This is a genomic window from Gangjinia marincola (assembly GCF_039523415.1).
Classification (GTDB): domain Bacteria; phylum Bacteroidota; class Bacteroidia; order Flavobacteriales; family Flavobacteriaceae; genus Gangjinia; species Gangjinia marincola.
On the sequence record NZ_BAAAFG010000016.1, the window covers coordinates 441,242 to 465,969 of the forward strand.

20 protein-coding genes and 2 pseudogenes are annotated in these 24,728 nt (G+C 36.6%); 11 read left to right on the forward strand and 11 right to left on the reverse strand.

The genetic code is table 11. From position 1 onward, the window contains the following. Nucleotides 1-80: 80 nt before the first annotated feature. Nucleotides 81-1,679, reverse strand: coding sequence for a malate synthase A (gene aceB, locus ABD000_RS12965; protein WP_343768348.1), 1,599 nt, complete (start codon nucleotides 1,677-1,679; stop codon nucleotides 81-83). Nucleotides 1,680-1,796: 117 nt separating this feature from the next. On the opposite strand from aceB, the gene ABD000_RS12970 reads away from it, so the two are divergent. From ABD000_RS12970 to acs, 9 genes and pseudogenes are all read left to right on the forward strand, one after another. After that, entirely contained in the window at nucleotides 1,797-3,275 is a 1,479-nt protein-coding gene (locus tag ABD000_RS12970; protein WP_343768351.1) for a helix-turn-helix domain-containing protein, read from the forward strand. A gap of 230 nt (nucleotides 3,276-3,505) precedes the next feature. Then, nucleotides 3,506-3,595, forward strand: a pseudogene (locus ABD000_RS14060) (transposase-like zinc-binding domain-containing protein); the annotation flags it as partial. A 54-nt stretch (nucleotides 3,596-3,649) separates the two neighbouring features. Then, nucleotides 3,650-3,748 (forward strand): annotated as a pseudogene (locus tag ABD000_RS14065) (helix-turn-helix domain-containing protein); the annotation flags it as partial. Nucleotides 3,749-4,035: 287 nt separating this feature from the next. Beyond that, on the forward strand, nucleotides 4,036-5,280 hold the full coding sequence (locus ABD000_RS12980) for a hypothetical protein (RefSeq protein ID WP_343768356.1): 1,245 nt from the start codon (nucleotides 4,036-4,038) through the stop codon (nucleotides 5,278-5,280). A gap of 16 nt (nucleotides 5,281-5,296) precedes the next feature. Then, nucleotides 5,297-5,560 carry a DUF4212 domain-containing protein gene (locus tag ABD000_RS12985; RefSeq protein WP_343768359.1) on the forward strand — a complete coding sequence of 88 codons (264 nt, stop codon included), beginning with the start codon at nucleotides 5,297-5,299 and terminating at the stop codon, nucleotides 5,558-5,560. 81 nt (nucleotides 5,561-5,641) lie between these two features. Then, a complete protein-coding gene (locus ABD000_RS12990; RefSeq protein WP_343768361.1) occupies nucleotides 5,642-7,432 on the forward strand; it encodes a sodium:solute symporter family protein in 1,791 nt (596 codons plus the stop codon). A 316-nt stretch (nucleotides 7,433-7,748) separates the two neighbouring features. After that, the gene (locus ABD000_RS12995) at nucleotides 7,749-10,430 is read left to right on the forward strand and encodes an ATP-binding protein (RefSeq protein WP_343768363.1); all 2,682 of its coding nucleotides are present in this window, start codon (nucleotides 7,749-7,751) and stop codon (nucleotides 10,428-10,430) included. A 2-nt stretch (nucleotides 10,431-10,432) separates the two neighbouring features. Beyond that, nucleotides 10,433-10,798 carry a response regulator transcription factor gene (locus tag ABD000_RS13000; RefSeq protein ID WP_343768366.1) on the forward strand — a complete coding sequence of 122 codons (366 nt, stop codon included), beginning with the start codon at nucleotides 10,433-10,435 and terminating at the stop codon, nucleotides 10,796-10,798. 20 nt (nucleotides 10,799-10,818) lie between these two features. Then, nucleotides 10,819-12,729 carry an acetate--CoA ligase gene (acs, locus tag ABD000_RS13005; protein WP_343768368.1) on the forward strand — a complete coding sequence of 637 codons (1,911 nt, stop codon included), beginning with the start codon at nucleotides 10,819-10,821 and terminating at the stop codon, nucleotides 12,727-12,729. Nucleotides 12,730-12,809: 80 nt separating this feature from the next. On the opposite strand, the gene ABD000_RS13010 is transcribed toward acs, so the two are convergent. The 5 genes from ABD000_RS13010 to ABD000_RS13030 all read right to left on the reverse strand — a co-directional run bounded on the left by ABD000_RS13010 (nucleotide 12,810) and on the right by ABD000_RS13030 (nucleotide 16,789). Then, nucleotides 12,810-13,223, reverse strand: a complete 414-nt coding sequence (locus ABD000_RS13010) for a DUF6691 family protein (RefSeq protein ID WP_343768371.1) — start codon at nucleotides 13,221-13,223, stop codon at nucleotides 12,810-12,812. Nucleotides 13,224-13,225: 2 nt separating this feature from the next. Continuing rightward, the gene (locus ABD000_RS13015) at nucleotides 13,226-13,783 is read right to left on the reverse strand and encodes a YeeE/YedE family protein (RefSeq protein ID WP_343768894.1); all 558 of its coding nucleotides are present in this window, start codon (nucleotides 13,781-13,783) and stop codon (nucleotides 13,226-13,228) included. A 93-nt stretch (nucleotides 13,784-13,876) separates the two neighbouring features. Then, nucleotides 13,877-15,208, reverse strand: coding sequence for an MBL fold metallo-hydrolase (locus tag ABD000_RS13020; RefSeq protein WP_343768373.1), 1,332 nt, complete (start codon nucleotides 15,206-15,208; stop codon nucleotides 13,877-13,879). A 91-nt stretch (nucleotides 15,209-15,299) separates the two neighbouring features. Further along, on the reverse strand, nucleotides 15,300-16,106 hold the full coding sequence (locus ABD000_RS13025) for a sulfite exporter TauE/SafE family protein (RefSeq protein WP_343768376.1): 807 nt from the start codon (nucleotides 16,104-16,106) through the stop codon (nucleotides 15,300-15,302). 59 nt (nucleotides 16,107-16,165) lie between these two features. After that, nucleotides 16,166-16,789 (reverse strand): Crp/Fnr family transcriptional regulator, encoded by a 624-nt coding sequence (locus ABD000_RS13030; protein WP_343768378.1) that lies wholly within the window; start codon nucleotides 16,787-16,789, stop codon nucleotides 16,166-16,168. Between the two features lie 228 nt (nucleotides 16,790-17,017). On the opposite strand from ABD000_RS13030, the gene ABD000_RS13035 reads away from it, so the two are divergent. After that, nucleotides 17,018-18,865, forward strand: coding sequence for a M61 family metallopeptidase (locus tag ABD000_RS13035; RefSeq protein ID WP_343768380.1), 1,848 nt, complete (start codon nucleotides 17,018-17,020; stop codon nucleotides 18,863-18,865). Between the two features lie 126 nt (nucleotides 18,866-18,991). On the opposite strand, the gene tssO is transcribed toward ABD000_RS13035, so the two are convergent. The 5 genes from tssO to ABD000_RS13060 are packed head-to-tail and all read right to left on the reverse strand — an operon-like array spanning nucleotide 18,992 to nucleotide 23,961. Further along, a complete protein-coding gene (gene tssO, locus ABD000_RS13040; protein WP_343768382.1) occupies nucleotides 18,992-19,504 on the reverse strand; it encodes a type VI secretion system TssO in 513 nt (170 codons plus the stop codon). Nucleotides 19,505-19,528: 24 nt separating this feature from the next. Beyond that, on the reverse strand, nucleotides 19,529-20,680 hold the full coding sequence (locus tag ABD000_RS13045; protein WP_343768384.1) for a hypothetical protein: 1,152 nt from the start codon (nucleotides 20,678-20,680) through the stop codon (nucleotides 19,529-19,531). Between the two features lie 10 nt (nucleotides 20,681-20,690). Then, nucleotides 20,691-21,671 carry a PKD domain-containing protein gene (locus tag ABD000_RS13050; protein WP_343768387.1) on the reverse strand — a complete coding sequence of 327 codons (981 nt, stop codon included), beginning with the start codon at nucleotides 21,669-21,671 and terminating at the stop codon, nucleotides 20,691-20,693. A 25-nt stretch (nucleotides 21,672-21,696) separates the two neighbouring features. Then, nucleotides 21,697-23,496 carry a type VI secretion system baseplate subunit TssF gene (locus ABD000_RS13055; RefSeq protein WP_343768390.1) on the reverse strand — a complete coding sequence of 600 codons (1,800 nt, stop codon included), beginning with the start codon at nucleotides 23,494-23,496 and terminating at the stop codon, nucleotides 21,697-21,699. A gap of 33 nt (nucleotides 23,497-23,529) precedes the next feature. Then, the gene (locus ABD000_RS13060) at nucleotides 23,530-23,961 is read right to left on the reverse strand and encodes a GPW/gp25 family protein (protein ID WP_343768393.1); all 432 of its coding nucleotides are present in this window, start codon (nucleotides 23,959-23,961) and stop codon (nucleotides 23,530-23,532) included. A gap of 150 nt (nucleotides 23,962-24,111) precedes the next feature. Between ABD000_RS13060 and ABD000_RS13065 the strand changes: the two genes are divergently transcribed. Next, a complete protein-coding gene (locus ABD000_RS13065; RefSeq protein WP_343768396.1) occupies nucleotides 24,112-24,717 on the forward strand; it encodes a C40 family peptidase in 606 nt (201 codons plus the stop codon). The last annotated feature ends 11 nt before the right edge of the window (nucleotides 24,718-24,728 follow it).

The window sequence follows — 24,728 nt, forward strand, 5'->3', positions numbered from 1 at the left end:
ATATTGTTTGATTATTTATTTTATTCTAAAATTAGTAATTAGGTCTCGCGGACTATTGCAGTAGTTGCGAGACTATTTTTTTATATATGTTGATACGCTGAAAGGGTCAAAAATTCATGAAATTCTTCTGATACTACTAAATTGTCAAAAAGTTCAATTGCCAAATTCAACGTTTGCGGGTCAAATGTATGTTCGCCATGTTCTTTCAAGATTTTTTCGATTTCATCATTTAGAAGATCTTTGTAGAGAGAAGCGTTGAACGTTCGACCGTCTTGTAGTATCGTATTATTTTTCAACCATTGCCAAACTTGTGTTCTGGATATCTCGGCTGTCGCCGCATCTTCCATAAGATTATATAGTGCTACTGCACCGTGGCCCCTCAACCAAGCTTCTAAATAGAGAATGCTTACGTTAATGTTTTTTCTAATACCATCCTCGGTTACAGTTCCTTGAGGAACTTCAATCAAATCCTTAGCAGTAATATTTACATCTTCTCTAAGTACATGCAATTGATTTTGCGACCGCATATGCTTATTAAATTCTGACATAGCGATTTCAACAAGAGCAGGATGTGCCACCCAAGTTCCATCGTGACCATTTTTAACTTCTCGCTCCTTATCTTTCCTAACACTTTCGAATGCAGACTTATTAGCTTGTAGATTGTCTTTGATAGGAATTTGCGCAGCCATTCCACCAATTGCAAGGATTCCTCTTTTATGACATCGTTGAATTACGAGTTTTGAGTAAGCATCCATAAAGGGTGATCTCATAGTAACCTGATCTCTGTTGGGTACAGAAAAAATCGTATGATTCCTAAATTTTTTGATATATGAAAAGATATAATCCCATCGACCGCAGTTTAATCCTACTATATGCTCTTTTAACTCATAAATAATCTCATCTAATTGAAAACTGGCCGTGATTGTCTCAATTAACACAGTAGCTTTAAAAGTGCCGGTTGGTATATTGAGATAATTTTCAGCAAACGTAAATACTTCATTCCACCAACGCGCTTCAGTATAATGTTCTAACTTTGGCAAATAAAAATAAGGTGCGGTATTTCTGTCCATAAGGATTTGTGCGTTGTGAAACACATAAAGTCCAAAATCAATTAAAGAGCCTGAAGCGTTCTCTTCATTTATTAATATGTGTCGCTCTTCTAAATGAAGACCTCTAGGTCTAACTAAAAGCACAGAAGGATTTTCATGAAGCCTGTAAGACTTATTTTTTACCTTATCTACCAGCGAGATGGTACGCATATTAGCATCAAGAAGATTTTGCTGACCGTTCATTACGTTTTCCCAAGTAGGAGAATTACTGTCCTCAAAATCAGCCATAAATGTTTTAGCTCTAGAGTTTAGGGCATTAATAATCATTTTTCGATCAACAGGCCCGGTGATCTCTACTCTTCGATCCAAAAGATCCCAGGGAATGTCTTTCACTTTCCAGTTACTTTCTCGTATATGTTTAGTTTCAGCAGGGAATTGTGGAAAGTCACCCTTGACAAATAGTTCTTGCTCATTTTCCCTATTTAACAAAAGTTGTAAACGTTTTGCATTGAACTTTTCATGAAGTAAGGTGATAAATCTTAAAGCACTACTGCTTAAAATTGTGGGATACTCCCCATTCGCCTCAGAGATCACTCGGATTTGATGATGTTTTTCAATTGTATTTTCCATAATGAAGCTATTTTGATTGTACAATAATATAAATTTTTTTTCTTTTAGCGAACTTTCGCTAATAAAAATTATTCGCTATTAACGAAGATATTCAAATTTTAGTACATTTGATTTACCATGGAAAAGGAGTATATCAAAATTATTTTTGGACTTAAGCTCAAGCAAATCAGAGCAGAAAAGAGCCTTTCGCTATTAGAATTATCGAAATTATCTGGACTTTCAAAATCTTATCTTAACGAAATTGAAAAAGGAAAAAAATATCCCAAGCCTGATAAGGTTTTGACCTTATCAGAAAAATTAGGAGTGCCATATGACCAGCTGGTATCTCTTAAATTAGACAAAAATCTTGCTCCGGTGGGGGAGTTATTGCGCTCTAGAATACTCAAAGAAATTCCGTTGGACTTATTTGGTATTCAAGAAAGTGATCTTATAGATATTGTTTCTAATGCTCCGATCAAGGTTAATACTTTTATTAGCACGATCATACAGATCACTAAACATTACAATGTAAGCCGTGAGAGCTTTTTTTTAGCATCAGTCCGCTCTTTTCAGGAAGCCAATAACAACTATTTTCATGCGATAGAAACCAAAGTGCAACAGTTCTGTAAAGACTATCATTTTGACATTAATGATATTATCAACTCTGATGAATTACTGGAAATATTGATGAAAGAATACCATTACAGTATTAATGAATATAGTTTGTCAGATTATAAAGCACTTGTTGGTCTTAGGACGATCTTTATTCCTAAAACTAAAATGCTACTTCTAGCCAATGATATTGACGAAGCCCAGCGAACATTTATTTTTGCTAAAGAAATAGCTTATAATTATATGAACATTGAAAAGCGATTGTATACTTTTCCATGGGTGAAATTTGAAATTTTTGATGAAGTCTTAAATAATTTTTATGCATCTTATTTTGCGGGAGCTTTAGTAATCCCGATAAACAACTTAACTGAAAAACTACGTGTCATTTTTAAAAAGAAAAAATTTCAGAAGCAATTTTTCATAAAGTCTTTAGAAAGTTTTAATGCTTCGCCTGAAACTTTTTACAGGCGCTTGACGAACGTATTACCACATGCCTTTAATATTAAAGATCTTTTTTTTCTTAGATTTTCGCATTTCAAGAACAGTAAAAGCTATGAGCTTGAAAAAGAACTGCACCTATCACACTATCATGCCCCTAAAGCCAATGAAGTACATGAGCACTATTGTAGACGTTGGGTTTCGTTAAAATCACTTGATAATATAAGTTTGAGTAATAAAAAGCATGAATTCGATATTCAATTCTCGTATTATCCTGACGTCAAGAAAAAATACTTAGTTTTTTCCTCGGCAACTCCAGATCCTTTCACTAAAAATAAATACAGAAGTGTTAGTATTGGGCTATTGTTAAACAAACAATTAGAACAGAAGATCAATTTTTTGAATGATTCCAATATCACTACAAGAGAAGTCGGAGTAACCTGTGAGCGTTGTTCTATCTCAGATTGCACTGTTAGACAAGCGCCTGCCAAAATTATAGACAAACACATAAAAGACCTTGAAATCTCAAAAATAGTGGATGAATTAAACGCAAAATTTCAAAGGTAGTTACTATAGATTCAAGAATAAGTTATCAAAATATCATTTTAATAATAACTAGCTTATTTTACTTGAAATAATAGTAAAGTTCATAGATTCAATAACTTATCTTAGAACTATTCTTTAAACATATTTTGTGAATAGTTACCAAGTACTATTCATAAACATCTAATAATGATATCTCTATAAAAAACGTAATTACTGCTAAATTACTATATTTATGCTAAATTATTATATTTATGAAATTTTGCCCTAATTGCTCAAGTGATAAGAATATTAAAAGTGGCATAGTTAACAATCGCCAACGTTATAAATGTAAAGCATGCAGCTATTATTTTAGTGTTGAGAAAGTAGGAAAAAAAATCGATGATTACTACGTTAACAAGGCGCTTCAATTATATCTAGAGGGCTTGACTTACCGCGAAATAGAACGAATTCTAGGAGTTTCTCACGTGAGTGTAATGAACTGGGTCAAAAAATACAACATCAAAAGACCTTATAATTCTAACTACCATCCTACTTATAAAATACTAAACGCTTTAGAACTTTCTGAATATTTTGGTAATCGAGATAATTTAAAAGGTGCAGGGGCTGTAGTTACTGAACTCGGTGATAAATTTATGCTAATCAAATGGGAGCGCTTTAAAGCCTGAAAGTATAGATTTAACAAAAAAATATATTAAATTTTTTTTAACATAAGATTTTATAGAGGTTAGCTGAGTGATTTGTCAATATAATATCACAAAAGGAACAACTAATCACTAATCTTATGAAAAATAATCTTTTCCTTTCGCTTTTACTTTTTTTAATAGGCGTTAACCTTTCATTCGCGCAAGGATCTACGGAATACACCGGCGGAATGAAAGTTAAGCTTAATGAGGATGGTACAAAATACTTTAGAATTATTTCTTGGGCACAATTCTGGGCACAATACAATAATAACGAAACACTTAATGCTTTTGGCAATGAGGAGAGTGATCTAAACTTTTCGATACGGCGCGCAAGAATATTAATGTACGCACAGCTTACAAATCGCTTTTTAATCCTGACCCATTTTGGTTTAAACAGTCAAAATGCAGCCAATATGCATCCTGTAGGAAAAAGCGAAAGTTCACAGCTCTTCTTTCATGATGTGTGGGGCGAATATGCTTTAAATAAAAATCACTCCATCGGTGGCGGATTACATTACTGGAACGGTATTTCAAGACTAAATAATCAAAGCACATTAAATATGCTTACGCTGGATAACAATCGGCAAAGTTGGGCAACAATAGGTCTCAGTGACCAATTTGCCAGGCATATGGGAATTTATTTAAAGGGTAAATTCGGTAAACTTCAATACCGCGTTTCAGTCAATGAAGCAATAAATGATGGCTTAGACGCAGAAAACATCCCTACACAAAACAATGCTACTTATAGCGGGAGAAACATACTGGGAGGTAAAAATGCCGGTAAGAATTTTGCTGGGTATTTTGATTACAATTTTCTGGATCAGGAAAGTAACTTCCTGCCATACAAAGTAGGCTCTTACATTGGAGGAAAAAAAGTTTTTAACGTAGGAGCAGGCTTTTTCTATCATCCCAATGGAAGTACAATTTTAGACGAAAGTGAAAATTTTGAGGGACAGGACGTGGCTATTTTCTCTATTGATGCATTTTACGACGCACCAATAGGTACTAAAGGCGCAGCAATAACTGCGTATGCCGTTTATCAAAATAATGATTATGGTGATAACTTCACTTTTGGTCAAACGTATGAAAGCGGTTCTATGCTTTACGGGCATGTGGGGTATGTTATTCCCGGAACATCTGAACTTTTAAAAATTCAGCCTTACTTATCGTACACAAACAGAAGTATTAATGCTATCGATGATGACACTAATCGATTCGGTATAGGAGGAAATCTTTATTTCAGCGGTCATCATTCAAAACTATCTTTAGAATACTCAAATCAACAATATGGTAATCTTGATGCTGTAGACATTTTTACGCTCCAAGCAATGATTTACCTTTAATCAAAAACTATTGACTATGTCAGAAAAAAAATCAAAAGCCATCGCCTATTGGAAAGAGAACATCAAATACCTCTCTATTTTATTAACGCTATGGTTCATGGTCTCTTATGGCGCAGGAATATTATTTAAAGATGCTTTAAATGAAATCAGACTTGGTGGTTTTAAGCTAGGTTTCTGGTTTGCTCAACAGGGTTCCATTTATGTCTTTGTTATACTCATTTTTGTTTACGTACGAATCATGAATAAGCTAGATAAAAAATACGGTTTCGACGAAGAATGAAAATTTCTAAAAAATGAGCAAACACAGCCTTACAAGTAAGCTACTTGTAAAACTCAATATCAACTCTTAAAATCAAATATTATGGATGTTCAAATGTGGACTTATATACTAGTAGGACTAACTTTTACACTTTATATCGGCATTGCAATTTGGTCGAGAGCAGGTTCTACCAAAGAATTCTACGTGGCAGGTGGTGGTGTTTCGCCTCTCGCCAATGGCATGGCAACTGCTGCCGATTGGATGAGTGCTGCATCTTTTATTTCAATGGCAGGTATTATTGCCTTTGCAGGATACGATGGTTCTGTATACCTCATGGGCTGGACAGGTGGATATGTCTTGTTAGCTTTATTATTAGCACCTTATTTAAGAAAATTTGGAAAATTTACTGTTCCTGATTTTATCGGTGACCGTTATTATTCAAAAACAGCAAGATTGGTTGCGGTTTTTTGTGCTTTGCTCGTATCATTTACGTATGTGGCAGGACAAATGCGCGGGGTTGGATTAGTATTCTCCCGTTTTTTAGAGGTTGAAATTAATACAGGTGTTATCATTGGTATGATCATCGTCTTATTTTATGCCGTTCTTGGCGGTATGAAAGGAATAACTTACACACAAGTAGCACAGTATTGTGTTTTAATATTCGCCTTTATGGTTCCAGCAATTTTTATATCTATCCAAATGACAGGAAATCCAATACCTCAATTGGGTATGGGAAGCACCCTAAACGATGGCTCAGGTACCTACTTGCTAGATAAGCTTGACGGTTTGAGCATAGATCTAGGTTTTGCAGCATATACCGATGGTTCTAAATCTATGATAGATGTCTTGGCTATAACCTTAGCTCTAATGGTTGGTACCGCAGGATTGCCCCATGTTATAGTGCGTTTCTTTACAGTTAAAAGAGTAAAAGATGCCAGAAAAAGTGCAGGTTGGGCATTATTATTAATTGCCATCCTGTATACCACCGCACCAGCCGTGGCTGTATTTGCTAAAACCAATATGATGGATAGTGTGGTGAATAAATCATATGCTGATCAACCAGAATGGCTTAAGAATTATGAAAGCTTAGGACTTATTGCTTGGAATGATAAAAATAGTGACGGAAAAATACAGTATGGCCCAGGAGAAGCCTTTGAGGGAAATAAAAATAAACCTGTTTTTAAAGATAAACTACGTAATGAAGTTGGCAATCGCATTACGTCTAATCCAAACATGAAAACAGCCAACGAACTTTATGTAGATAGGGATATTATGGTACTCGCGAATCCGGAAATTGCTAATTTACCAGATTGGGTCATCGCCCTTGTTGCTGCTGGTGGATTAGCCGCAGCACTCTCAACGGCTGCCGGTCTTCTACTGGTAATATCGTCCTCTGTCTCCCATGACTTGATTAAAAAGGTTGTCAACCCAAACATTTCAGAAAAAGGAGAACTGGTTGCAGCCCGTTTAAGTGCAGTTGGAGCAGTATGTATTGCAGGATATTTTGGCATAAATCCGCCAGGCTTTGTAGCCGCCGTAGTTGCGCTTGCATTTGGACTGGCCGCGGCCTCTTTCTTCCCTGCCATTATTTTGGGAATATTCTACAAAAGAATGAATAAGGAGGGAGCAATCGCTGGTATGGTTACAGGGATTTTAACCATGCTTATTTATATGATGAAATATAAGTTAGGATGGTTTGACGAAACCCTACCGGGCAAAGAAGAATGGTGGTTTGGGATATCTCCTGAAGGTTTTGGTAGTATTGCAATGATCATTAATTTTATTGTTAGTTTGGTGGTTTGCCAGCTTACAACCGCACCACCTGAAGAAGTTCAGGAAATCGTTGAAAATATTCGTATTCCAAGCGGCGCAGGTGAAGCGACGGGACACTAAGGAATGAGCTGCGTTTCTTCAAGCCATAAAGAAATGCAGCTCATTATAATGTTTAAAATAAATCACCCTCTACTAAAATAATTCTTAAGGAAAGAAAGAAACCCTTATTTTTATTGAAATGTACCCATCTAAATGAAGAAACGACACCAACAAAAGCTAGTTATTTTAGCAATAGGGCTGGTTATCCTACTAAATGTTCCTATTATAGTTATTTTCAATATCCCCAAAGCAGTTTTTGGAATTCCTGTACTATATACCTATCTATTCGTTGTATGGTTTTTTAGTATTATCATTACTTATATAATAATTAAACGCCATGCCTAATTATGCATTAGTAGCAGTAATTGTAGGGTACCTCACCATGCTCTTTGGTTTAGGGATTTGGGCCGAAAAAAAGTCCTCTTCCCGTTGGGTTCACAATCCATGGGTATACGCTCTTTCGCTTGCAGTATATTGTAGCGCGTGGACGTACTATGGTAGTGTTGGTATTGCCGCAACTAAAGGGATAAGCTTTCTCACAACATATTTAGGGCCCGTCGTAGCCTTACCACTGTGGATAATAGTTTTAAAGCGTGTTGTTCTTATCTCTAAACAATATCAAGTATCAAGTATAGCTGATTTTATGTCATTGCGCTACGGAAACAATCGTTCCATTGGTGCACTTGTTACTGGTATTTGTGTGATTGCAGTATTACCTTATATCGCTTTACAGTTAAAGGCAGTTTCTGAAACTTTTAGCATTTTAAGTACAGGGCAAGAAAGTCAATCGCTCTTTACCGACAGCACTTTTTATATTGCTATTTTACTTGCAATTTTTGTCGCATTGTTTGGTACACGAACGGTTGATGCTTCTCAAGGTAGAAGCGGACTTGTTTTTACTGTGGCTGTAGAAAGCCTGATTAAATTAGTATTCTTTTTAATCATTGGTATTTATACGACTTTTTATCTTTTTGACGGTACAATTGATATCTATAACAAGATGGAAGACATAAAAGGTTTTGAAAAACTGATCACTTTTCAAAATATAGAATCTACTATCAATTGGTACTTTATGATTGCGCTTTCTTTTTTTGCGATTTTCCTTTTACCACGACAATTTCAGGTAAGCGTAATTGAAAATACATCTGCCAGTCACCTTAAAAAAGCAAGCTGGGTATTTCCACTTTATTTATTGTTATTTAATGTTTTTGTCATATTTATTGCCTGGGCAGGAAAATTACTTTTAAGTGAAGATTTAAATCCCGATTACTATACTTTATATCTTCCGCTTGAACACGGTGAAAAATTATTAGGATTAATCGTTTTTTTGGGAGGATTATCCTCGGTAATTTCGATGGTTGTAGTGAGTACACTTGCGTTGAGTACTATGATTAGTAATAACTTGATTCTTCCATATGGATTTTTAAAGGCTTTAAACGATAAAAATCCTAAACGTAATGCGCGACGAATAAAGAATATCAGACGAATAGTAATTTTCACACTCATTATTGGTGCATATTTTTTCTACCTCAACTTCAACATAGAACTTTCCCTCTTTAGTATTGGTCTTATTGCGTTTGTAATTATTGCACAATTAGCACCAGCATTTTTCATTGGATTATTTTGGAATCGTGGTAGCGCCTTAGCAGCTAAGACAGGTATCATTTCTGGTTTTTTTATTGCATTTTACACATTAATATTACCTTTTATTGCAGATGTATTTCTAAAGGATAGTAACTTCACTTCTGCGGGTCCTTTTGGGATTGAAATGTTAAAGCCATATCAGTTATTGGGCCTAAATTTTATGCCTCCCGTAACACACGCCTTTTTTTGGTCGATGGTATTTAATGTTATGTTTTATATGATATTTTCAGTATTAAAAAAAGGAAATTATCGTGAACGAAACTATGCTGAAATGGTTGTAAACGCTGCCAGCTATGGAGCACTACAGGAAAATGCTTTTGTTTGGAAAGGTCAAGCTAATAAATCTGATATTGAAAATGTCCTCACAAGATTTCTAGGAGAAAAACGCACCAAGCGTGCTCTAGACATCTTCTTTAGAAAATATAAAATTGACCCAAAACAGGAGCAAGGAGACGCTAGATTAGTAAATTTTTCAGAAAAACTCTTGACAGGTTCGATTGGGGCAGCAAGTGCAAAACTAATGATCGGTAGTGTAGTAAAGGAGCAACCTGTAACACTAGTTGAAGTACTTAAAATATTAGAAGAAAATAAAGAAACGATACATGCGAATAAAAAACTACAGCAGCAATCTTATGATTTGAAACGCCTTACCAAAAATCTACAGGATGCTAACAACAAACTGATAGAACAAGATAAACAAAAAGATGACTTTCTAGACACTGTAGCACACGAATTAAAAACTCCCACAGCATCTATTCGTGCCGCCAGTGAGGTCATTGCAGATAGTGATGACATGCCAATTGAATTAAAACAAAAGTTCCTAAACAATATCGTTAAAGATGCAGACCGTCTAAGTATTCTCATCAACAATATTCTTGATTTGGAAAAATTATCTAGCGGTCGCGAGATAATGAATAAAACGGAAAATTCCCTCAAAATGACTATTCATAAAGCCAAAGACGGTATCTACCAACTCGCATTAAAAAAAGGAGTTGATGTAGAAATACGAATAGTAGAAGATATTAACCTCATGTACGATGAAGATCGCATCCTTCAGGTTTTTACTAATTTATTAAGCAATAGTTTGAAATTTGTTCCAGAAAAGAATGGAAAAATCATAATTAATTCAAAAATCGACGGCGAATTTGTAGTACTATCGTTTGAAGATAATGGAAAAGGGATTCCAATAGAAGATATTGATTATGTCTTTGATAAATTTTACCAATCCAATAATCAAACCATCAAAAAACCCTTAGGGAGCGGTATTGGTCTAGCTATAAGTAAACACATTATAGAAAGTCATAATGGCATAATTTACATAGATCGCCAGTTTGTAAATGGAGCGAGATTTATTATTAAATTAAGAATAACGTAAAAATGAAGAAATTACTCATAGTTGATGATGAACCCAATATAGTAATGTCGCTTGAATATGCATTCAAAAAACAAGGGTATCTCGTATTTATAGCACGCGATGGTAGTGAGGCAATAAAAATCATCGATGATGAGTTACCAGATTTAGTTGTTTTAGATATCATGATGCCAAAAGTAGACGGCTATGAGACGATAACAACATTGAAAAAAAATCCAAAATTCAATGACATTAAAGTCATATTCTTATCGGCAAAAAGTAAAACTAAAAATATTGAAAAAGGACTACGTTTAGGGGCCGACCTTTATTTTACCAAACCATTCTCAGTTAAAAAATTAATCATAGCAGTCAACGACCTTTTGAAAAACTAGAACCATTAAAATCTATAGTCATGAGTAATTATCACATAAAACACTTAGAAGAATACTGGCAAGTTTACCGTAAATCTGTACGAAATCCTGAAAGCTTTTGGGAAGAAATTGCAGAAGAACATTTTTTATGGCGAAAAAAATGGGATAATGTTTTAAGCTGGGACTTTTCCAAACCTGAAATAAAATGGTTTGAAGGTGCACAATTAAACATTACTGAAAACTGCCTGGACCGACATTTAGCTTCTCGCGCCGATAAAACAGCTATCCTGTTTGAGCCTAACAATCCTGATGAAAAAGCAGAACATATCACGTATCGCGATTTGCATCGCAGAGTTTCAAAAATGGCCAATGTATTGAAGTCACAGGGAGTAAAAAAAGGAGATCGTGTGTGCATTTATTTACCCATGATTCCAGAATTGGCTATTTCAGTATTGGCTTGCGCCAGAATTGGTGCCGTGCATTCCGTTGTATTTGCAGGGTTTTCTGCTTCAGCATTATCGACACGAATCAATGACTGTGATTGCAAGATTATCATTTGTGCTGACGGAAGCTTTAGAGGAAACAAAACGCTGGATTTAAAGGACATTGTAGATAAGGCACTTGAAAATTCCCCTGGAGTAAAAACTTCTCTCGTCGTGAGGCGAACCAACACAACGGTAGTGATGAAAGAAGGTCGCGATGTATGGCTGGATGATTTATTTGATAAAGCCGAAGATGTCTGTAAGGCAACTGTTATGGATGCTGAAGATCCTCTTTTTATTTTATATACATCTGGTTCTACCGGAAAGCCTAAAGGAATGGTTCATACCACAGGTGGCTATATGGTGTATACAGCGTATACATTTAAGAATGTATTTCAATACAGAGAAGACGATATTTACTGGTGCACAGCAGATATAGGGTGGATTACGGGTCACAGTTATATCGTGTATGGTCCCCTAGCAAACGGTGCCACTACTGTAATGTTTGAGGGGGTACCTTCTTATCCCGATTATGGTAGATTTTGGGGAATTGTAGAAAAACATAAGGTTACGCAGTTCTACACAGCGCCTACAGCAATTCGTGCTCTTGCAAAAGAGAATTTAAATTTTGTCGAAAAGTATAATCTTTCAAGTCTAAAAGTTTTAGGAACCGTTGGTGAACCTATCAATGAAGAAGCCTGGCATTGGTACAACGACCATGTTGGTAAAAAAAACAGTCCAATCGTAGATACCTGGTGGCAAACCGAAACCGGTGGGATTATGATCAGCCCCATACCCTATTCCACCCCAACTATTCCCACCTTTGCAACACTACCATTACCCGGTATTCAACCAGCCTTAATGGATGAGAATGCAAAAGAAATCCAAGGAAATCAAGTTGAAGGTCGACTAACTATAAAATTTCCCTGGCCTTCTATTGCGCGAACCATTTACGGTAATCATGACAGGTACCGCGACACCTACTTTAGCGCGTATAAAGACATGTATTTTACGGGTGATGGCGCAAGACGAGATGCTGTAGGTTACTACCGCATTACTGGCCGAGTAGATGATGTCATTATAGTGAGTGGTCACAACCTGGGTACAGCTCCTATTGAAGACGCCATTAATGAACATCCTGCAGTGGCTGAAAGTGCCATCGTAGGCTTCCCTCACGATATTAAAGGCAACGCACTTTACGGATATATTACGTTAAAAGAAACCGGAGAAGGCAGAGACCAGGATAATCTGCGCAACGAAATTAATCAACTTATCGCAACCAGAATTGGACCTATAGCTAAATTAGACAAAATTCAATTTACTGAAGGTTTACCTAAAACAAGAAGCGGAAAGATCATGCGCAGGATTTTAAGAAAAATTGCCGGTAAGGATACAGAGAATCTAGGTGATATTAGTACGCTGTTGAATCCCGAAGTAGTAAAAAGCATAAAAAATAATGCATTGGTGTAGCTGATCGTTACATTTATTCTTTATGCTCTTTCTTAGGAAATTACAGGAAAGAGTTAGGTTATGTCTAAGCAAAATGCTTTTTAATGCGGCAAATACTTGCAGAGTAGTCCATATAAAAATGTTCCTATTAACGCTCCAAAGATCACAATCAAAATAGACGCGTATCCTGCACCTGCCAATACGTACATTGGCCCCGGGCATGCGCCGGCGAGTGCCCAGCCTAATCCAAAGATAATCCCGCCAAACAAGTACCTGGCAACGCTTTTGGTTTTGGGTGCTAGACTCATCTCACTCCCATTTATAGGAGTAATGTTTTTACGCTTAATCACTTGTACTCCAATGATTCCTATGGCTAAGGCTGACCCAATGATCCCATACATATGGAAACTCCCAAACTCAAACATTTCATAAATGCGAAACCATGAAGCAGCTTCAGATTTATACATCACAATGCCAAAAAATACTCCAATTACTAAAAATGTTATGTATCTCATCGCTAAAATAATATCGGGTAAACGAAATGGATCATTACCAATCCACCAATAAAAAATCCAATGACCGCAATTAAAGAAGGTACTTGTAAATTACTCAATCCCGAAATGGCATGACCGCTGGTGCACCCGCCTGCATAGCGTGCCCCAAATCCAACGAATAAACCTCCAATAAGTAAAATAGCCAGGTTAAATGGCTTGGTAAGGACTTCATTGCCAAAAAGCTCTGGTGGCAAATAAGCTTCGCCGGCACTTTTAATATTATATTGAGTTTCCAGCTTTTGGGTTAGTTCTGGATTGATTTCTACAGTATTCGTTGAGAGGTACGCACTGGCCAGAAATCCGCCAATAACTGCTCCAACAACAACGATTAAATTCCAGCGCTGGGCTCTCCAATCAAACCTAAAGAAATCTGCGACTCTACCACCACCTACAGCGGCACATGCAGTTCTTAAATTTGAGGACATTCCAAACTGTTTTCCTATATAGAGTAGTAAAAACATGGTCAATGCAATCAATGGGCCGGCAACATACCAGGGCCAGGGTTCTACGATCCAATTCATCATGCTTAATTTTTATGCAAAGATGATACGTAGTTAAACTACAAACGGTAACCTAGGTTACCGTTTGTAGGAATAAATCATGTTGTCAGGTTTTTAATCCTGAAATTCTTTTACTGCATCACTTAAATCATACACCTGTACATCGTCAAGGATGGTTTCTAAAATGCTACTCCCTGCGGCACTGCGGTAACCGCCGGCACAGTGCACTACGATAGGCTTATCAATTGGTATATTTTTTGCTGTATCGCGTAGTTCGTTTAATGGATGGGGTAACGCGTTCTCAAAGAATTTACCTTCGTTAATTTCACTTTGATTTCGAATATCCACAATCGTAAACTTAGACGGATTCTTTTTAAAATCACCAAGATCTAAGGTTGGTGTTTTTTCTGGTGCTACCTCCCCTAAAGTAATGATCTGGTCAAGCTGACCTTCATAGCCTATTTTTGCTACCCGATTGAGTATATAATCGATTTCTTCGGAAGATTTTACAACAATGCTGAAAGCTTCTTCGGGCTGAATTACAGATCCTAACCAAGTTTCAAACTTCGCATTTTTTGATACCGCCTGAATATTAATGCTATTGGGGAGATGTCCCTTTTTAAATTCAGCTTCATCTCTTACGTCTACGATTAATCCTTCGGCTTTATCATGAAGTTTTATCGTCACATTTGCCTTTGCTTTTCGCAGGTTCTTTGCTCCGGCTTTATTCACATCTACGTCAAATCCAAAATACGACGGAATAAACGGCTGACTGTCAAGCAGCGTATTGACAAATTCTTCTTGAGATTGGTCTTTAAACGCCCAGTTGCTCATACGTTCATTTCCCATTGTGCTACTATTATCACTGCTCATGTTTTTTCCGCACAGTGAACCGGCTCCGTGCGCCGGATATACGATAGCATCATCGGGTAAATCATTATATTTATGTTGCACGGTGTGATACATCATTTCTGCCAGCTCTTGGCGCTTAGCGGTCATATTACCCACGTTCTCTCTTAGATCTGGTCGACCTACATCACCTATAAATAAGGTGTCTCCTGTAAAAACAGCTACCTCATCGCCTTCTTTTGCTACAATAGAGATGCTATCGGGTGAATGACCCGGGGTATTAATAGCAGAAATAGTAGCCCCACCTAATTGAAAGGAATCTTCGTCGTCAAAACTTTGATGCGGATAATCTGCTCCTAATTTTTTACTGCAGTAGATCGTTGCTCCTGTTTCTTCATGAATCTGAAGGTGGGAACTCACAAAATCAGCATGTGGGTGTGTTTCTAACACGGCAACTATCGTTGCATTATTTTTTTCCGCGTAAGCGTAATAGTGCATAGGATCACGCTCTGGATCAATCACTGCCATTTTACCTTGGCTTACAATCGCATACGAGTAATGTGCCAACGGCTTATATTCAAATTGTTTGATTTGCATATGTAAAAATTTAGTTCAAAAATACAAAAGCCTAAACATATAAATGGTAACCTTTGATACACTCCTTTAATTGTTTAATGAAGAAAACAAATTAGTAGTTTAATAACTCTTTATAGAGAATATATATTCCCATGATAAGTACAAACCAGCCGAATGCTTTCTTGAGCTTATCTCCTGCGATAAATTTATTAAGCCATATTCCTATAAAAATTCCGATAACCGAAATACTAGTGAACGTGAGCAAAAAAGGCCATTCGATATCAAGGTTTTCAACGTCACCTAAAAAACCAATTAAGGACTTTATGGAAATAATCAATAAGGAGGTTGCGACCGCCTTCTTCATAGGCAATTTAGCCAATAAAACTAATGCCGGAATAATAAGAAAACCTCCTCCCGCACCAACAATTCCCGTGATAACCCCCACAACTAATCCTTCTATGATAATCAAAGGATAATTATAATGTACTTCACTAGTTTCATTGGTTTTTCCTTTTCTTTTGGTTCGAATCATCGAAACGGAAGCCAGTAACATAATGATCGCAAAGAACAGCATGATCCCCAGATTCTTGGTGATGACCGTATCACCCAGCGTAAATAATTCTTCAGGAATTGCTGGGATCAAGAATCTACGGGTTGCGTACACTGCGATAAATGCCGGAATAGAAAAAATAATTGCCGTTTTGTAGTCGACCATTCCCTTCAGCATATTTTTTATTGCTCCTACAAGTGAAGTGACTCCCACTACAAATAGGGAATATGCTGTTGCTACAACAGGATTTAGTGTTAGTGCATAAACTAAGATAGGAACGGTTAGAATAGAACCGCCACCTCCAATGAGTCCTAATACCAGTCCAATAAGCAATGCGCCTATATATCCTAATAGTTCAATAATTTCCATAATGTATTCAATATGAAAGCAAAATTAATGTTCGCACATACGATTGGGTGTAACTCTTGTTACTGTACCTCAATAAAACTACGATGCAGCTTTATTTTACCATCATTCTCCATTTTCTTCAATAACCTGGAAACCACGACTCTGCTGGTGTGTAGATCTGCAGCTATTTCTTTATGTGTCATGTAAATATGTTTACTATGTAGTACCTCTATTTTGCTTTCAAGGAATTTTTGCAAACGTTCATCCATATTATTGAATGCGATATTATCAATACTCTCCAACATTTCCATCATACGTTCGTGATAGCTAGAAAATACAAAGGTGCGCCATGATTTATATTTGCCCGCCCATTCTTCACCTTTCCCTAAGGGTATCATAAGAAGTTTTACGGGTGTCTCTGTCACTGCATGTATTTCGCTCTTAGTGGTCTCTAAACCGTAGGTTAAGGTCATCGCGCAAGTATCTCCTTTTTCTAAATGATACAGTAAAAGTTCCTCACCGTCATCATCTGGTCGCAAGATCTTGATACTTCCACTAAGTAGTAGTGGCATGGATTTGATATACTGCCCCGGTCGTATTAGATCTTTCCCCTCGTCTAATTCCATAAAGGTCCCCACCCGATTCATCTCCTCAATAAGTGCCGGTTCAAACTGTTTTCCAAATTGCTGCTTGAGTTCATTCATACGTTTAATACATATCCTAAAGCTACTTTCCTTCGTAGATTTTGTTCATTTGAATTTTGTCGTCCTTAACCATTCCAAAAGTGAAAATAACACGTTCAAACAAACTAACCTATGAGAAATGTTTCAAATCGTACGTTTAATGAATTAATACACATCAATTTTCTTTCTGAATCTATTATTGTATTTTTGATCATTGCTAAATTATCCGCTCAACACATATATGTTAATATGAAATTTTCAATAGTAACTTTTATTCTTTTATCTATATCACAGATCCTTAATGCACAGGTTCAAAATGAATATGTGGTTTCTTTTGAGAATGCAGTTCACCACGAAGCCCAGATTAAAGCCACTTTCCCCAACATCCAACCGGGAACGTTTAGTGTGCGTATGAGCAGAACTTCACCGGGAAGATACGCACTGCATGAATTTGCTAAAAATGTGTACGACGTAAAAGTAACTGATGGTAGCGGAAATGAACTCTTGTATACCCGCCCAAATTTACATCAATGGGATATCACAGGACATGACGGCACAGTAATCGTAACCTATACCTTATTTGGAGATCGCGCTGATGGTACCTATTCACAAATTGATGAAACTCACGCACATCTCAACATCCCGGCGACTTTTATGTATGCGCCTATGCTGAGAGAACGACCTGTAAAAGTTACTTTTAACAATCGGCAGGATCTTAACTGGAAAATTGCAACGCAATTAATCATCCTAGGAGGCGATTCATTTTTAGCCCCAAATCTTGATTATTTTATGGATAGCCCTGTAGAGTTAAGTAATCATACGATTAGGTCGTTTAATGTAACGTCTGGAAATGCCGAATACGAGATAAAATTAGCGCTTCATCATGAAGGTACAGAAGAAGAAGCCGATCAATACATAGCGCAAATTGAACAGGTGGTTTTAGAACAACAAAAGATTTTTGGTGATCTCCCTAACTTTGAATACGGTGAATATGTCTTTCTAGCCTGTTACCTACCCCATGTAAGTGGAGATGGAATGGAGCATCGAAATTCAACTGTTTTAACGAGTACTACTGCATTAGCAAATGACACGACCTACCGAAATTTAGGGACCGTATCTCATGAGTTTTTTCATGCCTGGAACATTGAGCGAATTCGCCCTGGTTCGTTAGAACCTTTTGATTATGAAGAAGCCAATCTATCAGGTGAACTTTGGTTTGGAGAAGGCTTCACCAGTTACTATGATGACCTTGTCCTTTGTCGCGCAGGTATCATTACGCCAGAGACATTCATACAAAATTTAACCCGTACGTATAACTACGTGTGGAATTCTCCTGCTCTGGCATACTACAATCCCATTGAAATGAGTAAAAAGGCTCCTTTTTATGATGCCGCTACGTCTATTGATGCCATGAATAGAACCAATACTTTTGTATCATATTATTCTTATGGAAGTATGCTCGCATTAGCATTAGATCTCTCCCTGAGATCAGATAAAGATGAGCTCACACTTGATGATTATATGAAGCTCTTATGGACTAAATATGGTAAAACAAACACCTTTTATACAATCGAAAATTTATACTTAACGCTTCGGGAATATGCGGGTGAAACATTGGCAGATAATTTCTTTGAAAATTATATTTATGACAGTAAAGTTCCCAATCTTAAAAAAGGCTTAAATTCTATGGCGTATTTTTTAAAGTCGAACGCAAAAAAAGCATATATGGGTCTGGCTTTAAAGTTTAATGATCAGGACATGGCGGTTATAACAGATTACGTTAAGAAAAACTCTCCCGCTTATAAAGCCGGACTCACTAAGGGTGACGTACTCCTGGCCATAGGCAATCAAACCTTTTCTACGCAAGAACAATACGAAGCAGTGCTTGCGGGACTAAAACCGGGCAAAGAAGTAATGGTAACCTATTTGCGTAGGGGAGAAGAAAAGAAAGCCGAAGTTCGTTTAGCCGAAAACCCCACTAAAGAAATCGTACCTTATACCAAACCTACTGAAAAAGCCCTCCTAAATAGAGCTAAGTGGCTTAATATCGTAGAAGCAGAAGAAACTGAAGTTCCTCAAGAAGAAGAAAAGAATTAAACTTTTATTAGATCAAAACAAAAGGGAGAACCCTTTACTCCTAACTAGTTGTAGTGTAAAATTTTGACTTTATTGAGCATCGGATTATATACTTAATGCTTTTAAAAACAAATATCCTAAAACGGCTTAGTTATTTTTTAGACGATAAATATCTAAGGTGCGATTACATTCTGTAAGGTCTTCTCTTGCTTCTTCTAGTTTCTCTTTGAACTCTACCAAACGTGCGTCCACGTCACTGTATTCATTGAGCTTATTTTTGTATTCCTGCATATTAACGAACGAATTGACGATGTTAGCATACATATCGTATCTATAGGTGCTATCTTCTTTAGGAATTGAATTTTGCAGGTCAACTATTTTGGTATCAATTTGATAATTGATATACGAAAGATTTTGTCCGGGAATATCTAAAGAATCTAACAGAGAAGAAATTTCTTCCATCTCGGTAGAGAACTTTTCTTGAAATTGAAATTCATTTTGAATTGCTACAGACTGTTCGCGCAATAATTTATTTTCCTTGAAAGGAACACGATCAAAGTCAAAGTAAAAAGCTGTAACAATGATGGCCATGGTGATTATAAATAGTAAGGCAAACTTGAGAATACTTTGCCTACGCTCCTTGTAATTTTTTGATTTCATATATGATGGTACTCAAATTAATCGTTAGTCCAACAGAAAGCTCCTTCTGTTCTTTACATCCTGTTTTGCTAAAATTTCTTCTTTTACAAAAATATTAGAATCAGATTTTTTACCAATATAATCTAATTCATGCAGTTTTTTAAAGAGAGATAACATCAATTTAGTGAAATCTGAAATATGATACAGCGTTTTATTAATATCTGTGTGTTGATAATCTACCTCAATCATTTCTACCATTACATTCTCAAATGCTCCTTGATTTAGGTCACACCAATCAGAAAGATAGTTTAGCAGCTCTTCCTTACCTGTTCCTACATAGACGTCAATACTGTTTTTAATAACTCTAGCAAGACTCATGAGGCGAGTGACCATAACCACAGGGGGCTGATGACGATCATGTGTCCTAAAGGCGGGGATCATTCCTCCAAGATGCTGCAAGGTATTCTCAGAAATGGTCATTACCATCCTGGCAAGATCATTGGCTTGTTTTTTTTGATGAATTTTTTGAATGATTCCCATGGAATATTTTTCCATCGCATTAAAAAAGGTGTGAATCTCTGCAAACGTATACTTCAAGTCTTGATGACTTTGAATAGAACAACAAGGTGGAATAAAGTCTGCGGCCAATTGGACGCCATTTTCCTCAAATAAAATCTTTCCAATGGTCAAATGATATTTTCCAAATTCTTCATTGTTTATTTCTGCCTTAGAAACAATATGCAATTGATATCCCGGTAATACATGGGGATGCCTTGGTGGTTCTTCCTGCGGATCTGCTTCACCAAAAGGAACACGCTCATAAGGATTAACGCCTAGAATAATATAACATTCATCATCCTCTTCTTTACGCTTATAGTTTGATTCTAAAACACTTCCCAATTGATTGAGATGACTCGCTATGTCTGGGGTTATATCAATAATATATCCACCGGGTGTAATGGCTCTACATTTATTTAGGGTAACATTCACTGTATCTTGCCCATCCATTGAAAGAATCATTTCAACAGCATCAGATGCATCTGCCTGAGCGAGTAATCCATAATTAAGTACATTGATATCTCTTGCTCCCGCCGTTTGAGCAAACTGTATTAAGGCATTTTCTGTTTCAACAAAATGTCCTTTATTGATTTTCATTCCATCAATCCAGTTGACTTTAAAATTATACGTGTCTTTCATAGTTCAATGCTTAAAGGAGTCGTTTGGAATAATCGATTGCCATTCTGTTAATACAGTTATTTTCTGCACGTTCTACTTGAATGCTTTTGATACGAATCTTTTTTCCTTTGATACGTTGACAAAATTCATAAAATGTCATTCGCTTTTTACTGGCGTAAACAGGTAAATCAAAGTTACTGCAGATATATTCATCAAAATCCTTTGCGGTCGCCTCTTCTTTAGAAACCAAAAGAATGAGCTGCTCTAATTTCTCTTTTGATATATTTGGTGCGGTGTACTCATCGCTAAACTTATCTGTCTCACTAGTGGGAGCGTAAGGTATCCCACCAGAGGTGACTGGTGTATACGTATACTCCTCTGGTCCTGTAACTTTCTTTTCTTTAGGCAACACGTCTATTTTACGTACGGCGGCATGTTTTTGATCTCCGTTAATAATGAGCGTGATGGTTTTTAATCCGGGTGTTTCGTAGGTATATGCGGGATTTTGTCGTGTAGAATTGATTGAAGCTGTTTCTCCAAAACGCCATTCCCAACTGGTGGCTCTGGCTGTCGTATCTTTTAAGCTCAAGGTCTCGCCTACCTTAATACTTGCCGGTACATTGATCTTAGGTATTTTACTGGAGTCAATCACAAAAACACGCTCCTGGATCGTAAGTTCCTGCACGCCTTCACATTTTCCGTTAACGGTTAATGCAACTAAATAACGCCCAGGAGAGTCGTAGGTATGAAAGGTTGAAACGCCTACGGTGACCTTTGTAGTATCTCCAAAGTCCCATTCTCTCGTATAGTTCTCGTTAGAAAGATCTCTAAACCTTATAATCTCGCCTGCTCTATAGTTTTTTGCAATGACCTTAAAATCTACTGTATCACAAGGTTGATATTCCGCGAAGCGATAAGCAAAAATACTGGTGGACAAAATAATCACTATAATAAAGAACAACAAGATGTTCTTGTCAATGTGATAGGATCCTATTTTTTTTGATTCTTCCATTCTTCAATTACTCCGTAGGATAAAATTAGTGGTTTATTCTTATTTCATACGGAAAAACAGCCGTTGATTCTTGTGCCAAAATAGTTAAAATATTACTTTTTATGGATTCCCACTCTTCTGCATTAGTTTTAACTGCTTTATTTTGTTTTAGGTTAATCATAATGCACGGGATTTTACCTTTGGCAAGATGTAAATCTGTCTTGTATCCCTTTGTGACCTCAACATGAGATATCTTTTTAGCACAAAGTTCATAGCACAATGCTTTGACATCTTCGCGAGTAACAATCCTGTTCCTTGAAAGTAACGCTCTTCTATAGGCGTACAATCGCTCATCACTAGTTAAATCATCCTTACCTTGATTAGACACGCTGCGAATCCTGGTAAATTTTTGATCCAGCTCTGCGCCTTTGTAGATTTGTAGAGGTGTATCAGATTTTATTCCGTTTGCATCTATCCCGTTGGTCACCCAATAATCCACCAGTATGGTATCTCTTTTTTTGTAAGGTTTAACCGAAATATAATTAGTTTCAATAGTCTTAGCCGTACTGTCCATCACTTTCTTTTCAAGCAAGGTAATACGCTGATTGAGATCCTGAATATTTTCTTGTAAAAAGTCGTTTCCAAATAAAGAAAATGATGCGCTTTCATTCTTGAGCAATTCTACTAATTGCATCAAGTATTCTTGTGCTTTACGAGAATCGAGTTTACCTACATTATCCCTTCTCAAAACGTATGTTCCCTTTTGATCATCTGTAGTATCAAAATCTCTCACGTTATAGGTTTGACCGGCAGTATTTGTAATTTCATCAATATCAAGAAATAATTGAGTGGTACTAATAGGAATGATGTTTATATAATTCTTGAGCTGATAGGAAAGTGTTTCTATTTTACGATTAAGGATAGGAAAAACATTCAAGGCACAATCTGTTTGCTCCAACATTTTAGGCGAGATCACCTTTGGGAATTCAATTTTAAGCCAGTGTAAATCATTAAAATCCTTATGTTTGGTTACGTCCACACATTCTAAAAGCTCTTTAGGCAACTTTGACTGTTTGTGTAGTTTTTGAGCAGAAGAAAGAGTTACGAAATACTTTTTGTATAAGTCCATCACCTGGGTTTCAACCGTTAGCGTCTTTCGGGACATATTTTTAAATACTGAAGCTAGGTTATTACGATCTAACGCCTCTTCTTTATCAAATCCATTTTCAGCCTGAAGTAATTTATCATTGTAATACACTCGTATATTAGCCAATTGGTAGTAAAAAAGATCCTTAAATTCCAAGTCTGAAAATTCAAAGTACAGGGATACGTTCTTGAGGTTAATTCCTTCCGCTTCGGTTTCAATTCCTAAAAAAAGCGTATTAAATGAGAGTTGTTTGCCTGGTAAGATCACTAAATCTTCGGCTTGTTTCTTCCCTTCGGCTTTAGCTATACATCGATCTGCGAAAACCATTTTTCTAATACTCGCGTTGATTAGCTTAGTTGGTTTTACTGGTGAGAAAAAGATGTTTTTCATCTCAGTTTTATTCGCTTTGCTCTTAACGCGTTTTTTGACGTAGAACATTTTTTTCTCTTCAATCAAGGTCTCCTTTTCTACTGCTTTAGTTTGAGCGATAGCGTGAGCAGGTTTAGGGCCATACAGTGTCTCTGGCGTCATTAACTCGATTAAACGCTCTGTAATCCTGGTTTGCGAATTACCCACCTGGCGTGAGATTTTCTCTATTTCATTTGCACAGGCCTCAATGAGTAATGAGATCAATGGATCAAAAGAAGATTCAATCTCATTAGGAGCAACCCCCCATAATTGGGCGGCCTTTTTTATCATCCTATTTTTTATTTGCGTACTGCTTTCCATCATTCAATAGGATAATGGAGCAATGTAAAACTGTTCAAGCGCCGCAAAAGGCTCATTAGTTTGCTTTACAGTCCCGTGTATGGTTATATCAACTCTTTTTTTGATCCTGTTTAGTTTTCTTTTATTTGTAAACTCCTCTTGCTTAATAGATACTTCAACGCTTACTTTACTCAATCGTTTTTCTTTAAGACGTATGCTGCTGCTGATAGAAGAGGCTATTTTATCCCTCATTTTATTTGCACTCGTGAGGTTATCAAAATCAATATTCCAAATAGCACATCCAAAACGCTCATCAAACGTACATTCACCAAAATAAGAAGTGGCAATAAGATGGATATAGTTTGCGATAGATTCTTTTATTGAGCAAAGATCAGGTTCTTTCTTTGAGAGCATCTTATCAAACGACAAGGGAATATCATAGTAGGAAAAATTCATAGTATCGCGTGAATTAATGTAGTCAAAGTTAAAACTTATTTATACTGTTTTTATTGAATACGTCATCAAATTAAATAGCTACATAGATGTAACTCACTAAAATACCTAAAAAAACATTGATCTTGCTATATTTGCAGTAAAGATTGCGCTATGCCCAAAAGAATCTATGCCATATTACTTGTTGTGTTACTTACATTAACAGCATGCCCATCAAAAGATGTGGTGATCCCGCAGTTTCCAGAACCTAAAGAAACTGTGCTGCCTATACAACGCAAATACGGTACGATCTTAAATATTGAGCCTAAAAAAATCGAACCTATCGCATTATTTGAGTTTATTGATGAATGGATCAATACACCTTATAAAATGGGAGGAGAAACAAAAGAAGGGATTGATTGTTCCTTCTTTACACAGTATTTATATCATGACGTGTATAAGAATCTCATAGAACGTACAGCTCAAAAACAATTTGATGCACCAGATACCGATAAGTTCCTTGGTCAGGAATTTATTGAACAAGGAGATCTGCTTTTCTTCAATCCTTCTGGTTCTGATAAACGAAGAATTACGCATGTAGGTGTGTACCTTGGCAATGACAGATTCGTCCATTCTACCTCCCGTAAAGGAGAATCAGGTAAAAATGGTGTACAAATCAGTAATTTTCAAGATAAGCATTGGCAAAAAATGTTCGTGGCTGCCGCAAAAAAGCCGAAGAATGTAACCACCGAAGAATTGAACGGAGAAACTGATCAATAAACGATCTTCAA